Raw genomic sequence first — 14,537 nt, 5'->3', positions numbered from 1 at the left:
TGGAGTCAGTCTACGGGGGTCAGCGCGGGCGCCCGTATCCGGACGGCCGCTCGTCCCACTGCGAGTCGTCGAACGGGTCCGGAGTGGTGGAGGCCGAAACCGGTTCGGGAAGGTTGAACTGGGTCTCCAGACGGCGGTCGGTGCCGAACATCGGCAGCGGGTCCCCGCACATCTCGTACAGGCGCGAGACCGTGCGCTCGCCGATCTGGTCGCGCAGCTCGCGGTCGGGCTCGCCCGACGCGCCGCTGACGTCGATCAGGTTCGTGGTGACGATGATCGCGCGCTGCTCCTCGTAGCGCGTGTTGACCACCGTGTAGAGCTGCTCGAGCACCCACGGCGACGTCTGCTCGGCGCCGACGTCGTCGATGTGCAGCAGGTCCACGGAGCACAGGACGTCGATCAGCTGGCTGAGGCTGTGGGTCGCGTCGTCGCGGAACGTCTCGCGCAGGATCGCCAGCAGGCGCGGCAGCGAGTAGATGGCGACCGTGCGGTCGGCCTGCATCGCGTGCTTGGAGATGAGCATCGCGAGCGTCGTCTTGCCGGTGCCGGGCGGGCCGGTGAACCACATGCCGCGGCCGGCGTCCAGGTGCTCGGAGACCGAGTCGCAGTAGCGGCGCACCTCGCGCACCACGTTGCGGTGCGAGCGCTCCAGCGACGGCAGCGGCTCACGCTCGAACGAGACGCCCCGGTACATCTTCGGGATTCGCCCCGCGACCGCCGCGGCCCGCTTGCGCGCCAGCCGCGCCGGGCGGCACTCGCACGGGTACGACTTGCGCGCCTCTTCGTCGAAGATGAACCCCGAGCCGTCGCACTTGGTGCAGTCCATCAGTACCGATCGTCCCCGGCGTAGGACATGAAGCGCGGGAAGTCGCGCTGGAACGTGAGCTCGATCGTGCCCAGGCCGCCGTTGCGGTGCTTGGCGATGATCAGGTCGGCGATGCCCTCGCGCTCGGACTCCTTGTCGTAGTAGTCCTCGCGGTAGATGAACATCACCAGGTCGGCGTCCTGCTCGATCGCGCCCGACTCACGCAGGTCGGAGAGCATCGGCGTCGGCGGCTTGCGCTGCTCGACGCCACGGTTGAGCTGCGACAGCGCGATCACCGGCACCGACAGCTCGCGCGCCAGCGTCTTCAGACCGCGCGAGATCTGGCCGATCTGCTCGACGCGGTTGTCCGAGCTGCCGCCGCCCGCGTGCATGAGCTGCAGGTAGTCGATGACGATGAGCCCGAGCCCCTGCGGGTTCTGCTGGAGCAGGCGGCGCGCCTTCGCGCGCACGTCCAGCACCGACAGGTCCGACGAGTCGTCGACGTAGAGCTTGGACTCCGCGAGGCGCGCGGACGCGGCCATGATCTTGCCCCAGCGCGACTGCGGGACGCGGCCCTTGCGCAGGTCGTCGCCCTTGATCGAGGCCTGGGACGCGATGAAGCGCTGCGCGAGCTCGGAGTCCGACATCTCGAGCGAGAACAGCAGCACGGCCTTGTCGGAGTTCAGCGCCGCGTTCTCGCAGAAGTTGGCCATCAGCGCCGACTTGCCCATCGACGGACGCGCGGCGAGGATGATCAGGTTGCCGGGCTGGAAGCCGCCCGTCAGGACGTCGAGGTCCTCGAACCCGGAGCGCGTGCCCGTGATCGCCGTGCCCTCCTGCGAGAGCTTCTGGAGCTTGTCCAGCTCCTCGTCGAGCACGTTCTCGATCGACTTGAAGTCCTTGCTCGAGTCCTCGTGCGCGACCTCGAGGATGAGCCGCTCGGCCTGATCGACGAGCTCCCGCGGGAGCGCCTCGTGCCCGTGCACACGCTCCTGGATCTCGTAGGAGGCGTGCAGCAGCCGCCGCAGCATCGCGTTCTCGCGCACGATCCGCGCGTACTGGCGCACGTTGCCGAGCGCCGGCACCGAGCCCGACAGCAGCTCGACCGCCGCCGCGCCGCCGACCTCGTCCAGGTCACCCGCCTGCTTGAGGTGCTCGACCACCGTCAGCACGTCGATCGGGCTGCCGGAGTTGTTGAGGTCCAGCATCGCCTCGTAGATGCGACCGTGGCTGGCCCGATAGAAGTCTCGGGCCGTGAGGCGCTCGTCGATGATGAGCGCCGGCAGGACGGATTCCGACATCAGCACCGCGCCCAGGACGGACTGCTCCGCCTCCAGGTTCTGCGGCGGCGCGAGCGGCGCGCCCTGGAACTCAGAAGTGCCATTCGTGGCGGCCATCGAACCCTCGAGTCTAGGTGTCTGTGGACGAACGCATGTTCGTATTGTCGCAAACTGCAAAGATCTCGTTCCGGTGACCATGATCGATCCCGTCGTCGCGCCGAGCCCGGCGGGCCTGCTCCTGGAGCGCGAGCACCATCTCGGCGCGTTCGCGGACGCCCTGCGCGAGGTCCGCGCGGGCGCGGGGACGACGATCCTCGTGGTGGGGGAGGCGGGCGTCGGCAAGTCGATGCTGCTGCGCGAGCTCACGCGCGCGGCCGCGAGCGCCACCGTGCTGCGCGCCCGCGGCGACGAGCTCGAGCAGGAGTTCCCGTACGGCGTCGTGCGCCAGCTGCTGGAGCCGCTCACGCGCACGCTGGAGGACGTCTGGCACGGCCCGGCCGAGCTGGCCCGCTCCGTGTTCGATCCCGCGCCGCAGGCCGGCGACGACACGTCGTTCGCGCGCCAGCAGGGCCTGTATTGGCTCGTGGTCAACCTCGCGGAGCGGCTCGGGCCCCTCGTGCTGGCCGTCGACGACGCGCACCGCGCCGACGAGCCCAGCCTGCGCTTCCTGCGCTTCCTCGGCCACCGGCTAGACGGGGTGACCGTCGCGCAGGTGCTGGCGAGCCGCCCGCTGGCGGAGGTCGAGCACCGCCCCGCGCTGGCCGACATGCTCGACGACCCGCTCGTGCACACGCTGGCGGTGGACCGGCTCTCGCCCGAGGCGACCGGTCGCTACCTCGAGCAGGCCTGGCCCGAGGGCACGCATCTGGCGGCGGTCTGCCACGAGCTGACCGCCGGGAACCCGCTGATGCTGCGAGCGCTCGTCGCCGAGGCGCGCGGGAACGTGGACAGCGTGGACGCCCTGCGCGCGTTCGGGGTGCGCCCGATCGGCCAGCGCGTGCGCCGGGCGCTGAGCGGCTCACCCGCGGCGTTGGCCTTGGCGCAGGCGATCGCCGTGCTCGGCGACGACACGCCGGTCGCCGAGGCGCTCGCGTTCACAGAGGTCGAGCCCGGGGCCGTGGAGGCGTTGCTGCGCGCGAACATCCTCGAGGAAGGCACGAACGGGCTGCGGTTCGTCCATCCGCTCGTGCGCACGTCGGTCTACCGCCTGCTCTCGCCCGTCGAGCGGGCCGCGCAGCACCGGCGGGCGGCGAGCGCGCTGCACGACCGTGGCGTCGGCGGGGAGCAGGTCGCCGCGCATCTGCTGCACACGGGGCCGGTCGGCGACCCGTGGGCCGCGGAGGAGCTGGAGGCCGCGGCCGAGCGGGCGCTGGCCGCCGGGGCGCCCGAGTCCGCCGCGCACCTGCTCGCGCGGGCGCTCGAGGAGCCGGCCGCCGGTGACGAGCAACGCGCGCGCCGGCTCGCGCGCCTGGCCGACGCGCAGTCGTCGGCGGGGCTGCCGGACGCGATCGGCCACTACGAGCGCGCCCGCACGCTCGCGCCGGCGGACACGCGGATCACGCTGCAGTACTCGGGGGCTCTGGCGATGGCCGGGCGGACGGCGGACGCGTTCGCCGTGCTCGACCGCGCGGAGCTGCCGGACGAGCCGACCATCCGCGCGGCCCTGCACGCCGCCGCGCTGTTCACCGAGTCGCCGGCCGCGCTGGCGCACCGGGACGCGGTGGCCTCCGGCACGCCGGAGGGCGCCCTGCTCGCGGCGACCACGGCGTACGAGCTCGCGATGCGCAACGCGCCCGCGGCGCAGGTGGCGGCGCTCGCGGTCCCCGCGTTCACGGACGGGCCGCCGCCGCTGGGCCTGGACACCGCGATGGCGTACGGGTACGCGGTCTGGGCGCTGATGATCAGCGAGCAGCTCGACCTGGCGCGGGCCGAGCTCGATCGCGCGGTGGAGGTCGGCCGGCGGACGGGGGCGCTCGTCGTCCACGCGCTCGCGCTGGTCCTGCGCGCCGGCACGCATCTGCGCAGCGGCGCGCTGCAGGCCGCGGAGGCGGACGCCCTGCAGTCGCTGGCACTGTCCGAGCACCCGTCGTGGCGGTTCGGCAACGCGGGCGCGATGCAGTTCCTGGCCGAGATCCTGCTCGAGCAGGGCCGGGTCGACGAGGCCGCGGCGACCGTCGCCGCGATCGACACGGAGACCGTCCAGCCGCTGCCGGTGGTGCTGCTCGCCGAGCAGGCGCGCGGGCGCGTGCTGCTCGCCCAGCGGCGCCCGGACGCGGCGCTGGCGGCGGCCGAGGCGCTCGGCCGTCGCGTGCAGGCCGTGCGCTGCGACAACCCGGTCTACGTCCCCTGGCGCCGGACGGCCGCGTTCGGCGCCGCGGCGGCGGGGCAGCCGGAGCGGGCCGCGGCGCTGGCGGCCGAGCACCTGGACCTCGCCCGCGCCTACGGGATCACGGCGGACGCCCTGCTCACGCAGGCGCTGGTCACGCGCGACGTGGACGCGCTCGAAGCGGCCGCGGAGACGGATGCGCCGCTCGTGCGCGCCCGCGCGCTGCTCGCGCTCGGGCGTGCCCGGCGCGTCGCCGGCAGCCCCGCCGCGGCGCGGGAGCCGCTGCGGGAGGCGATGGAGCTCGCGTCGGCGTGCGCGGCGAAGGGGCTGGTCGACGAGGCGCTCGACGAGCTCGCCGCCGCGGGCGCGAAGCCGCGCCGCCGTGGTGGGCACGGCGCGCTGGGGCTGACGGCGGCCGAGGCGCGCGTGGCGCGGCTCGCGGCGGACGGGGCGAGCAACCGCGAGATCGCGCAGGAGCTGTTCGTGACTTTGAAGACGGTCGAGATGCACCTGAGCTCGGCCTATCGCAAGCTGGACATCTCGAGCCGAGCTCAGCTCGCCTCGAGGCTGGACTGAAGCGACCGCCGCGCGCGGTGCAGGAGCTGGCCGGTCGCGTTGGCGTTCAGGCCGAGCGCGGCGCCGATCTCGTCGTTGGGCCGGTCCGCGTACAGGTGCAGGAACATCGCCTGACGCTGGCGCTCCGGGAGCGCGCTGAGGGCGCCGCGGACGTGGTCGCGCAGCACCACGGCGCTGACGTGATCCTCCTGCGACTGGTCGGCCGGCTCGGCGACCAGGACGCGCTGGCGCAGCGCCGTACGCCGCGCGACGGTGGTGGCGTACGGGCCGACGGCGTCGTGGTCGAGGCGGTCCAGGTGCGCGAACGTCGCGAGCAGCGCGTCCTGAGCCACGTCCTGGGCCGCGTGCGGGCAGCGCGTGATCGCCTGCGCCCGCCGCCGGACCGGGTCGAAATGCTCCTTGTAGAGCGCGGCGACCAGCTCCGGGTCGCGCATGTCAGGCCACCATCACGGAGGTCGGGTCGGCCGGGTCCACGCGCACGGGGACGGTCGCGCCGGGGGTGAAGCCGGGGGCGGCGAGGCGGCTGATCAGCTGCGTGTGGGTGACGGCGTAGGGCGGGCGCCCGTCGAGGGTGACGTCGAGGCCGAGCTCCACCAGCGGGTGCTCGTTGATCGTCGTGCCGGTGTCGCGGACGCTCGTGATCGTCGCGCTGCCGGCGAGCCCGTTGACGGCGAGGTGCTGGGCGCGCTGCGCGTCGGCCATCGTGTGATTGGCGACCGCGAGGCCGTCACGGAGCGTGGAGCGCAGGCCGGGGCGCGGGGTGGCGTCGGCGAGCTGCTTGAAGGCGCGCATGTCTTTGAGGAATCCCATGGCTCGCATCCTCCGCCGGTGCGGGGCGCGCCACCACGGGACCCCACCCGAGGATTTCCCCTGCCTTTCGCACCCCGGGGTAATGCGGCGGGCGGCTGGGGCCTTTGCCGGGTGTCCTCCCCAAGACGAAAGGCAACTCCCAGATGCGCTTCTCTTTCAAAGTGGCCGCGGCCACCGTGGTCGTCGCGGGCGCCGTCGCCGGTGTCGGCCAGGCCGCGATCTCCAACAACGGCGTCGTGACCATGTGCGTGAGCAACACGACGGGTGCGGTGCGCGCCGTCGATCCCAGCGGTGTGGCGCGGCCGTGCGCGAACACCGAGACGGTCCTGCCGATGAACCAGCAGGGCCCCGCGGGGGCGCAGGGTCCGGCCGGCCCGCAGGGCGCGCCCGGCCCGGTCTCGCTGCCGTCGGTCTCGGCCAAGTGGCGCAAGGGCAGCGTCGCGTTCGGCAGCAGCTACGGGACCGTGGTCGACCTCCCGCTGTTCAAGGGCGCGTACCACGTGACCGCCAAGGGCACCGCGTACATGCAGGAGGTGCTCGGCCACGACTACTGGTCGGCGGTGACGTGCCAGCTGCGCGTGACCCACGCCGACGGGAAGCTGGAGATCATGGACGCAGGGGTCGTCGAGGTCAGCGACGGCGGTCCCGAGTACGCCTCGTTCGCGCTGCAGGGGGTGATGCGGGTCGGGACGGCTGTGCCCGAGACCGCGCAACTGGCCTGCAAGGACGACGGCGGCTACGGCTACGGCGACGACGCCGTGACGCTCCAGAACCTGAACCTGCACGCGGTGCCGGTCTCCGGCTACGTGCAGACGCAGATGTAGTCGCTTAACGACGAAGCGCCGGCTTGGGGCCGGCGCTTCAAGGTCGTTGCGGGAGTGATCCCGACTTACTTCTGCTCGACCACCATGGTCTTGATGGTCGCGACGACGCCGTCCTCGACCTCGACCTCGATCATGCGCGTTCCGACGGTGCGGATCGGCTCCTCGAGCGAGACGTTGCGGCGGTCGATCGCGATGCCGCGCGCTTCCTGGATCGCGTCGACGATGTCCTGCGTCGTGACGGAGCCGAACAGGCGGCCGTCGTCGCCCGCCTGATGCGGGATCGTCAGGACGGTCTTGGAGAGCAGCGCCGCGGTCTCCTGCGCGGAGGCGAGGGCCGTCGCGGCGGCCTTCTCGACCGACTCGCGGCGCTTCTCGGCCGCGACGATGGCGCCCTTGGTCGCCGGCTGAGCCAGCTTGCGCGGGATCAGGTAGTTGCGCAGGTAGCCCTTGGAGACGTCGACGACCGCACCGCGCTCGCCGAGGGTCTCGTGGTCCTGCAGGAGGATGGCCTGGGGCATCGGTCCCTACCTACCGGTCGCGCCCGCCACGGCCGCCACGGCCGCCGCGCTCTTCGTCCTTGTCGGAACCCTCGCCGACGTACGGAAGCAGCGCCAGCTCACGCGCGCGCTTGACCGCGGTGGCGATCTGGTTCTGGTGCCGGCGGCACGCCCCGGTGATGCGACGCGAACGGATCTTGCCGCGGTCGCTCACGAACTTCTTGAGCGCGTTGATGTCCTTGTAGTCGACGAACTCGACCTTGTCACGGCAGTACTGGCAGGACTTGCGGCGTCCGCCGCCCCCGCCGGTCTTACGATCCCTCCGGCGCGTAGGCCGGCTGCGCTGCTTCGCCACTGTTACAAAACCTCTCTAGCTGCTGTCTAGCTTCGGTTGCGCGCCTCGCGCGCGCGAGGCCAGACGCCATGCGGGCGTTGGACCGAACAGGGTAGCGAACCGGCGCATTCGCTTTCCGTCCGCCACGACGTGTAACGCCTTTGCATCAATTGTGCGGAGAAAGCGGCGTAGAAGGTCTATCCCTCCGATCCCGGCCGTAGACTCGCCTTCCAGAGACTACGAAAGTCTGAAAGGAGAGCCGACCACCATGGCGGCAAGCAACATCAATCGCGTCGTCCTCACGGGGAACCTGACGCGCGATCCGGAGCTTCGGTCGCTGCCGTCGGGCATGTCGGTGTGCAACCTGCGCATCGCGTCCAACTCGCGCCGCAAGGAGAACGGCGAGTGGGTCGACAAGCCGAACTACTTCAGCGTCACGGTCTGGGGTGCACAGGGCGAGAACGCCTCGCGCTTCCTGTCCAAGGGGCGCCCGGTGGCCATCGACGGCCGCCTCGAGTGGCGTGAATGGCAGGACCAGACCGGCAACAAGCGCGAGGCGATCGAGATCGTCGCCGACAGCGTCCAGTTCCTCGGCGGCCGCGAGGACGGCCAGGGCGGCGGCGGCGGTGGCTACGGCGGCGGCGCCGGGGCGGGGGCCGGCAACGGCTTCACCCCGCACTCGGACGTCCCGACGGACACGTCGGACTTCTCGCCCCAGCCGGTCGGCGCGCGCAACACCGCGCCGGCGGACGACGACATCCCGTTCTAGACCGCTCGCCACGTCGTGAGCAGCTCGGGCCGTCCTTCGGGGCGGCCCGCTTCGTTTAACGGCAACGGCTGACCACATCCACTAGCGCCGCGTCAAGAAACCCGTGTCCGCGCCGCGCGGCGCTACGCGACGGTCGTCACGGGTTTCTTGACCCGTCGCGGCGGATGTGGTGTGGGCAGGTGAGGAGGGTTCCCCTCACTGAGTGAACGCTCAGGCGTTCACCTCAGATCGATCACGAAGGACCATCCGCGCACGTGCCGTCGAGGTGATCCGTCAGTTGACCCCCCTGAGGGGCGTCAAGTGACGGATGACCCCCACGAGGCGGTGTTCGGCCCTCGCCATACCAACGGGGAACGCAACGCGTTCCACAGTCCGGGGAACCCGGCTCATTGGCACAAGAGCGCACCCGCCCCGACGGGTCAAGCGGGCTCGCCGCGAAGCGCGAGTTTGCTTGACGCGGCGGCCGCGGGTGTGCTCGCCGTTGACGTTGGCCGTTCAAGCGGCGCGCGCGGGCCGTTAAACAATGAGGGCCGCCTCTCGGCGGCCCTACAAGGTTGCGATCTAAGCCTCTTGGGGCTGCGTTTCCGCGGCCTCCGGCGTCGGCACTGCCGACGGGCGGAGATCCGGCGGGTCGGGCGTACCCGGCCGCAGCTTGATGATCCGGTGGCGCAGGACGCCGTCCGTGATCTTGAGGTTGTGATCGAGCTGATCGAGCAGCTCGTTCGCGCCCCTGAACTGAATCAGGTGGTAGTCAGCCTCAGCCTTCTTGCGCACCTCGTAGGCAGCCTGGCGAGTACCCCAGTCATGCCGTCCGATGAACTCGCCGGTGCGGTCGATGAGGTCTGCGACGTCCGCCACGATCTGCTCACGACGCTCGGCCTCGACGGCCGGGTCCAGCAGGAGCGTGAGGTCGTAGATGTGCTTTCCGCTCGCCATTGCGGTGGCAGAGAGTAGCAACGTGGGGCGAACGATCCCGACCCAAACCCTAAGGGAGGTATGGGACGGAACCTGATCGGCCGGGTTCGCTGGGGCAACGTCGCGCTCGCCGCGGCGGTGTGCGTGGCGCTCGTCCTTGGCTCGGTGTGGGCGTTCTCGAGCAGCACGACGACCGCGTTGCCGGCCGACGAACCGCGCCCGCTGGTGGCCGATACGCCGGCGCCGACGGCTCCGGCCGAGTTCGTGCCACCGGCGCCCGCTGCGGGCGAGACGCCGGCCAGTGAGAGGCGCCGGGGCGAGACGCGCAAGGATGGGGCGCGGGATGGCGAGGCGCGCGACGGCGGCGCCCGGCGAGAGGGCGGCACGCCCCTCGCTCGCACGCGGACGAGCGCCCGGCGGCGGCCCGCATCGAAGGCGCCGCGGTCGTCCGCGACGCCGCAGGCCTCCGCTCCGCCCGCCGTCGTGGCGCCACCCACGCCGCGACGGACGACGACGGCGCCGCCCCGGCGAGGCGGCGGCGAGTTCGGGTTCGAGGGCGGCTAGCTCGCGGCGCGCGAGCCGGCGGCCTTGGCGCGGATGTCGGCGATCTGCTCGTCGATCCAGTCGCCCGGGTCGCGGGAGGTGACGATCTCCTTCAGGCCGCGCGCGCGGCGCTCACGGGCCTCGGGGGACATCACGAGCGCGGAGTGGATCGCGTCGGCGAGCTCCTGGACGTCGAACGGGTTGACGGAGATCGCGAACTCGCCGAGCTCCTCGTGGGCGCCGGTGTTCTCGCTCAGGATCGAGACGCCGTGGCGCTCGTTGACCAGGGGACCTTCCTTGGCCACGAGGTTCATGCCGTCGAACATCGCGTTGACCATCATCACGTCGTAGTGCTTGTAGCTCGCGACGGCCTCGTCCAGGTCGTCGCGGAGCTTGAGGTCGATCGGCATCCAGTCCGGCGTGCCGTGCCGGTGGTTGACGACGGCGACCAGCGCCTCGATCTTCTCCAGGTACTCCGCGTACTCGGGCACGTCGGTCCGCGACGGCATGAGCTGGGCCGTGAAGGTGATCCGCTCGGCGAACTCGGGGTGCTGCTCGAGGAAGATGTCGAACGCCGTGAAGCCGCGGAGCACGTTCTTCGACAGGTCCGCGCGGTCCACGCGCAGGATCGCGTACTCGCGCCGGCGCTTGAGCACGCGCTCCTCGTACTCACGCACCCGCGGGCGGCGGGCGACGTTGCGCGTGGCCTCGTAGTCGATCGGCAGCGGATAGGACCGCACCCACGTCTCACGGCCGTCGTGGACGACCACGCCGTCCTCGAAGTTGACCTCGAAATCCATCAGGTCCCGGCAGCACTGCAGGAAGTTGCGCTGGTAGGACTTGGTGTGGAAGCCGATGATGTCGTTGGCGAGCAGGCCGGTGTAGATCTGCTCGCGGATCGCGTTCGGCAGCACGCGCCAGGCGTCCGGCTGGGTCCACGGGATGTGGACGAAGTGGTGCAGGAAGACGTCCGGCCGCGCCTCGCGGACCATCCCGGGCAGCGTGTAGAAGTGGTAGTCGTGGACCATCACGACGGGCTCTTCCTGGCCGTCGATCTCGTCGATCACCGCCTGCGCCAGGTCCTGGTTGACGACCTGGTAGCCCTGGTCGAAGGCCTCCACCTCGTGCCGGCGGATGTCCGGCGCGTTGCTCAGGTCCCAGAGGTAGTGCTGGATGAACCAGAGCATCGGGTTGGCGATGATGTTGTAGAAGCGGTCGTAGGCCTCGGCGTCGCTCTCGATGAACTTCACGCGGAAGGAGCCGCCCTCCGGCGCCTCGACCTCGAACGGCTTGCCGTCGTGCTCGCGCGCGACCTCGACGTCCTGCTCGGTCATCGCGGACGCGATCCAGATCGCGTCGCGGTGGGAGGCAAGACCCGTCAGGGCGGTCACGAGGCCGCCCGTGCCGCGCTTGACCGAGCCGTCCTCCTGATACGTGACCGGACCGCGGTTGGAGACCAGGACCAGTGGGGGCTGCTCGCTCATCTGGCTCTGACAATATCCAGCTGTCGCGTCAATGAACCGCACGCCTCACGCGGCGGTCACCGCGCCTACCGCTCAGCCGCCCGTCGCGATGTCCGCGGGACGCTCGCCGAGCTTGACGTCGACCGTCTGGGTCTGCCCACCACGGTGCACCTCGACCTTGATCGTCTCGCCTGGCTTGTACCGCGCGAGCGCGCCGGAGAGGTCGTCGGCGGACTCGACCGGCTGGTCGCCGACCTTGGTGATCACGTCTCCGCCGCGCGCGAACGCCGTGCCCTGGAACGCCTCGCGACCACTGCCGGCCTTCACGCCGGCCTGCGCGGCCGGGGAGCCCGGGTTGAGGGTCTGGACCCACGCGCCCTTCTCGACGTCCAGCTCGAAGTGCTCGACGAGCTGCGGATACAGGGGCACCGACGTCACGCCCAGGTACGCGTACTTCGCGGTGCCGGACTCGCGCAGCTGGTCGACGGAGCGCTTGACGGTGTCGATCGGCACCGCGAACCCGACGCCCTCGCCGCCGCCCGAACGCGACTGGATCTGCTGGTTGACGCCGATCACCTTGCCCTCGGCGTCCACGAGCGGCCCGCCCGAGTTACCCGGGTTGATCGCCGCGTCCGTCTGGATCGCGCCGGAGATGGCGAACTCGGTCAGCGACGCGACCGCGCGGTCCTTGGCCGACACGATCCCCACCGACAGCGACTGGGCCTGCCCGAACGGCGACCCGATCGCCGCCACCGGCTCGCCGACGTCGACGCTGTCGTCCGTCCCGAGCGGCAGCGGGTTGAGCTTCAGGTCCTTCGGGTCGACCTTCACCAGCGCGATGTCCGCGTTCGGGTCGGCGCCGAGCACCCGCGCCTCGACCCGGTTGCCGTCCGCGAACTCCACGTAGACCTCGTCGGCCCGGCGCAGCGCGCCGCTCTCGCCCGTGGTCACGACGTGCGCGTTCGTGGCGATCTCGCCCTCCTCGTTGAGGACGAAGCCCGAGCCCTCACCCGCCTCGGACCCGAAGCGCGAGACGATCGTGACCACGCCCGGCGCCTCCTGCTCGTAGATCTTGCGCGCGTCGAAGCCGCCCTCGGCCTGGTCGGCGACCACCTCGTCACGGGTCGTGGGCGCCGAGGACGCGGTGGCCCGCGGGGCGGGATCGTCGCCGTCGCCCCCGCATCCGGCGCACACGAGCGCCACGCCGGCGGCGGCGAGCAGCCGCCTCATGTCGGCAGCACCAGGGCGAAGATCGTCTTGCCCGGGCGCGAGCGCACGTCCAGGCGCCCCTGCATGCGCTCGGCCAGCTCGCGGGCGATCGCGAGCCCGAGGCCGGCGCCCTGGGCCTGCTCGGCGGAGGTGAAGAACGGCTCGAAGATGTGGGGCATGTTCTGGTCCGTGATCCCGGGGCCGCGGTCCACGACCTCCAGGCGAACGTGCCCGTTCGCCCGTGCCGCCGAAACCCGAACCCCGGTGCCCGGCGGGGTGTGGCGCAGCGCGTTGTCGAGCAGGATCCGCAGCACCTGCGCGACGCGCTCGGGATCGCACTCGAGCTCGATCGGCTCGGGCCGCAGGTCCAGCTCCACCTCGGACGCGTGCTGGGAGGCGAGCGGCGTGAACTCCGACGCCACCTCACGCGCGAGCTGCCCCACGTCCGTCGGCTCCGGCCGCAGCTCCAGCGCGCCCGCCTCCAGCCGCGAGAGGTCGAGCAGCTCGACCGCCAGGTTGCGCATCCGGTCGACCTGGCCGCGGATCTGCTCCAGGAACGCGCGCCGCGTCTCCTCGTCGAGGTCCTCGTCGGCGAGCAGCTCGAGGAAGCCGCCGAGCGAGAAGATCGGCGTCCGCAGCTCGTGCGAGGCCGACGCGATGAACTGCTTGCGCGCGCGATCGAGCCGCGCGAGCTGGTCCTGCATCTCGTTGAACGTGCGAGCGAGCTGGCCGAGCTCATCGTCCGAGTCGGCCTTGATCGGCTGCGAGAAGTCGCCCGCCGCCACCTTGCGGGCCGCCCGCTCGAGCCGCTTCACGCGCGCCGACAGCGCCCGCGCCACGAGATAGCCGGCGAGGATCGCGATCACGAGCGCGATGCCGCCGGAGATGAGCACCTGGCTGCGGATCAGCGTGACGTTGTCCTGCACGTCGGAGAGCGAGGTGGCGAAGACGGCCACGTACGGACCCTCGTCCTCGGCGATCTGGTCGTCGGTGATCCTCGACGCGGCGATGGCGAACGGCCCGGTCGGCGTGGTCACGGTCGCCGAGGCCAGCCGCCCGGTGCGCAGCGTCTCCTCCGTCACGCGCTGCACGTCCTGGCTGGTCACGCCGCCCCCGGGCTGCGAGTCCGCGTACGCGAACAGGCCGTCCTCGTTGCGGGACATGACGATGACCTCGGTGTTGATGCGGTCGGCGACCTCGTCGCGGATCCGAAGCTTGCGATCGCGGATGATCCGGGCCTCGTCGACGGTCTCGCCGTCCTCGAGGAGCGGCAACTCGTTCGGCAGGCGGAGCCGCGAGCCGACGCTCGGCGTGTACTGCGTCGCCGTCGCGCGGATCTGGTCGAGCCGCTGCGCCGTGAGCGACGCCTCCAGGCGGGGCGTCACCGACAGGTAGATCGTGCCGATCGCGCCGATGATGATCAGCGCAAAGATGACGGCCAGCCGGTTACGGAGCGACCGCAGGCCCGGCACGGGCTAGCCCTCTTCGTCGCGGAAGCGGTATCCGACGCCGCGCACCGTGAACAGGTACTCCGGCTCCTTCGGATCCACCTCGATCTTCTCCCGCAGGTGGCGGATGTGCACGTCGATGGTGCGCGGGTCGCGGTAGGCGCTGTCGCCCCACACCCGCGCGAGCAGCATGTCCCGGGTGAACACGCGGCCCGGCGACCGCGCGAGCGCGGCGAGGATCTCGAACTCGACGTAGGTCGTCGAGACGCCGTCGCCGTTGCGCGAGACCGTGCGCTTGCCCGGATCGATCTTCAGGCCCCGGACCTCGATCGGCCGTTCGTCGTCGGTCTCCTGGCGCGCCATGCCCGAGCGGCGCAGCGCGGCCTTCACGCGCGAGCGGAACTCGCGCATCGAGAACGGCTTGGTGATGTAGTCGTCGGCGCCGAGCTCGAGGCCGAGGACCTTGTCGATCTCCTCGGACTTGGCCGTGAGCATGATGATCGGCACGGTCTCGCCCTTGGCGCGCAGGCGCCGGCAGACCTCGAGGCCGTCCATCCGCGGCAGCATCACGTCCAGCACCACGAGGTCGAAGACCTGCTCGTCGAACCGCTCGAGCGCTTCGGGGCCGTCCGCGGCCTGTACGACCTCGTAACCATCCCGCTGGAGGGGGAAGGAAAGGAGCGTCTGAATGGGCTGCTCGTCGTCGACGAGCAAGATTCGGGGGGCGCGGTCGGCCAT

At 71.4% G+C, this 14,537-nt stretch carries 15 protein-coding genes; 4 read left to right on the top strand and 11 right to left on the bottom strand.

Translation table 11 applies throughout. The features are described from left to right. Nucleotides 1-19 precede the first annotated feature (19 nt). Nucleotides 20-826 (bottom strand): ATP-binding protein, encoded by an 807-nt coding sequence (locus OJ997_RS12265; protein ID WP_270025388.1) that lies wholly within the window; start codon nt 824-826, stop codon nt 20-22. Continuing rightward, nucleotides 826-2,202, bottom strand: coding sequence for a replicative DNA helicase (gene dnaB, locus OJ997_RS12260; protein ID WP_270025387.1), 1,377 nt, complete (start codon nt 2,200-2,202; stop codon nt 826-828). The genes OJ997_RS12265 and dnaB overlap by 1 nt, the downstream gene beginning before the upstream one ends. Nucleotides 2,203-2,281: 79 nt before the next feature. Here dnaB and OJ997_RS12255 point away from each other — a divergent pair, with 79 nt between their 5' ends. Next, a complete protein-coding gene (locus tag OJ997_RS12255; RefSeq protein ID WP_270025386.1) occupies nt 2,282-4,987 on the top strand; it encodes an ATP-binding protein in 2,706 nt (901 codons plus the stop codon). On the opposite strand, the gene OJ997_RS12250 is transcribed toward OJ997_RS12255, so the two are convergent. Together OJ997_RS12250 and OJ997_RS12245 are read right to left on the bottom strand one after the other, a co-directional pair. Beyond that, nucleotides 4,963-5,421: an RNA polymerase sigma factor gene (locus tag OJ997_RS12250; RefSeq protein ID WP_270025385.1), complete on the bottom strand. Its 459-nt coding sequence runs from the start codon at nt 5,419-5,421 to the stop codon at nt 4,963-4,965. The genes OJ997_RS12255 and OJ997_RS12250 overlap by 25 nt on opposite strands. A gap of 1 nt (nt 5,422) precedes the next feature. Beyond that, nucleotides 5,423-5,797 carry a DUF3592 domain-containing protein gene (locus OJ997_RS12245; RefSeq protein ID WP_270025384.1) on the bottom strand — a complete coding sequence of 125 codons (375 nt, stop codon included), beginning with the start codon at nt 5,795-5,797 and terminating at the stop codon, nt 5,423-5,425. Between the two features lie 143 nt (nt 5,798-5,940). Between OJ997_RS12245 and OJ997_RS12240 the strand changes: the two genes are divergently transcribed. Then, the gene (locus OJ997_RS12240) at nt 5,941-6,621 is read left to right on the top strand and encodes a hypothetical protein (RefSeq protein ID WP_270025383.1); all 681 of its coding nucleotides are present in this window, start codon (nt 5,941-5,943) and stop codon (nt 6,619-6,621) included. Nucleotides 6,622-6,686: 65 nt separating this feature from the next. Here OJ997_RS12240 and rplI read toward each other — a convergent pair whose 3' ends face one another. Then, complete coding sequence (gene rplI, locus OJ997_RS12235; RefSeq protein WP_270025382.1) at nt 6,687-7,139, bottom strand: 50S ribosomal protein L9; 453 nt, start codon at nt 7,137-7,139, stop codon at nt 6,687-6,689. A 10-nt stretch (nt 7,140-7,149) separates the two neighbouring features. Continuing rightward, entirely contained in the window at nt 7,150-7,473 is a 324-nt protein-coding gene (gene rpsR, locus OJ997_RS12230) for a 30S ribosomal protein S18 (RefSeq protein WP_245971830.1), read from the bottom strand. A gap of 247 nt (nt 7,474-7,720) precedes the next feature. Between rpsR and OJ997_RS12225 the strand changes: the two genes are divergently transcribed. Next, nucleotides 7,721-8,221 (top strand): single-stranded DNA-binding protein, encoded by a 501-nt coding sequence (locus OJ997_RS12225; RefSeq protein WP_270025381.1) that lies wholly within the window; start codon nt 7,721-7,723, stop codon nt 8,219-8,221. 561 nt (nt 8,222-8,782) lie between these two features. Here the strand turns inward: OJ997_RS12225 and rpsF are convergent. Continuing rightward, the gene (gene rpsF, locus OJ997_RS12220; protein ID WP_270025380.1) at nt 8,783-9,157 is read right to left on the bottom strand and encodes a 30S ribosomal protein S6; all 375 of its coding nucleotides are present in this window, start codon (nt 9,155-9,157) and stop codon (nt 8,783-8,785) included. Between the two features lie 60 nt (nt 9,158-9,217). Here rpsF and OJ997_RS12215 point away from each other — a divergent pair, with 60 nt between their 5' ends. Next, entirely contained in the window at nt 9,218-9,700 is a 483-nt protein-coding gene (locus OJ997_RS12215) for a hypothetical protein (RefSeq protein WP_270025379.1), read from the top strand. Here OJ997_RS12215 and OJ997_RS12210 read toward each other — a convergent pair. The 4 genes from OJ997_RS12210 to OJ997_RS12195 all read right to left on the bottom strand — a co-directional run bounded on the left by OJ997_RS12210 (nt 9,697) and on the right by OJ997_RS12195 (nt 14,537). Further along, the gene (locus tag OJ997_RS12210; RefSeq protein WP_270025378.1) at nt 9,697-11,163 is read right to left on the bottom strand and encodes an alpha,alpha-trehalose-phosphate synthase (UDP-forming); all 1,467 of its coding nucleotides are present in this window, start codon (nt 11,161-11,163) and stop codon (nt 9,697-9,699) included. The genes OJ997_RS12215 and OJ997_RS12210 overlap by 4 nt on opposite strands. Before the next feature lie 72 nt (nt 11,164-11,235). After that, nucleotides 11,236-12,372, bottom strand: a complete 1,137-nt coding sequence (locus OJ997_RS12205; RefSeq protein ID WP_270025377.1) for a S1C family serine protease — start codon at nt 12,370-12,372, stop codon at nt 11,236-11,238. Next, on the bottom strand, nt 12,369-13,823 hold the full coding sequence (locus OJ997_RS12200) for a sensor histidine kinase (RefSeq protein WP_270025376.1): 1,455 nt from the start codon (nt 13,821-13,823) through the stop codon (nt 12,369-12,371). The genes OJ997_RS12205 and OJ997_RS12200 overlap by 4 nt, the downstream gene beginning before the upstream one ends. Nucleotides 13,824-13,826: 3 nt before the next feature. Beyond that, nucleotides 13,827-14,537, bottom strand: coding sequence for a response regulator transcription factor (locus OJ997_RS12195; protein ID WP_270025375.1), 711 nt, complete (start codon nt 14,535-14,537; stop codon nt 13,827-13,829).

Origin of the sequence: Solirubrobacter phytolaccae, from assembly GCF_027587195.1 — a bacterium.
Taxonomy (GTDB): Bacteria; Actinomycetota; Thermoleophilia; order Solirubrobacterales; family Solirubrobacteraceae; genus Solirubrobacter; species Solirubrobacter phytolaccae.
The sequence above is the reverse complement of the archived record's forward strand: the minus strand, read 5'-3'. Positions and strand labels throughout refer to the sequence as shown.

Excerpts from the sequence above, each read along its gene's own strand:
- OJ997_RS12195 (WP_270025375.1), bottom strand. The coding sequence starts at position 14,537 with ATGGCCGACCGCGCCCCCCGAATCTTGCTCGTCGACGACGAGCAGCCC.
- OJ997_RS12265 (WP_270025388.1), bottom strand. The coding sequence starts at position 826 with ATGGACTGCACCAAGTGCGACGGCTCGGGGTTCATCTTCGACGAAGAG.
- rpsF (WP_270025380.1), bottom strand. The coding sequence starts at position 9,157 with ATGGCGAGCGGAAAGCACATCTACGACCTCACGCTCCTGCTGGACCCG.
- OJ997_RS12215 (WP_270025379.1), top strand. The coding sequence starts at position 9,218 with ATGGGACGGAACCTGATCGGCCGGGTTCGCTGGGGCAACGTCGCGCTC.
- dnaB (WP_270025387.1), bottom strand. The coding sequence starts at position 2,202 with ATGGCCGCCACGAATGGCACTTCTGAGTTCCAGGGCGCGCCGCTCGCG.
- OJ997_RS12210 (WP_270025378.1), bottom strand. The coding sequence starts at position 11,163 with ATGAGCGAGCAGCCCCCACTGGTCCTGGTCTCCAACCGCGGTCCGGTC.
- rplI (WP_270025382.1), bottom strand. The coding sequence starts at position 7,139 with ATGCCCCAGGCCATCCTCCTGCAGGACCACGAGACCCTCGGCGAGCGC.
- OJ997_RS12225 (WP_270025381.1), top strand. The coding sequence starts at position 7,721 with ATGGCGGCAAGCAACATCAATCGCGTCGTCCTCACGGGGAACCTGACG.
- OJ997_RS12205 (WP_270025377.1), bottom strand. The coding sequence starts at position 12,372 with ATGAGGCGGCTGCTCGCCGCCGCCGGCGTGGCGCTCGTGTGCGCCGGA.
- OJ997_RS12240 (WP_270025383.1), top strand. The coding sequence starts at position 5,941 with ATGCGCTTCTCTTTCAAAGTGGCCGCGGCCACCGTGGTCGTCGCGGGC.
- OJ997_RS12255 (WP_270025386.1), top strand. The coding sequence starts at position 2,282 with ATGATCGATCCCGTCGTCGCGCCGAGCCCGGCGGGCCTGCTCCTGGAG.
- OJ997_RS12250 (WP_270025385.1), bottom strand. The coding sequence starts at position 5,421 with ATGCGCGACCCGGAGCTGGTCGCCGCGCTCTACAAGGAGCATTTCGAC.
- OJ997_RS12245 (WP_270025384.1), bottom strand. The coding sequence starts at position 5,797 with ATGGGATTCCTCAAAGACATGCGCGCCTTCAAGCAGCTCGCCGACGCC.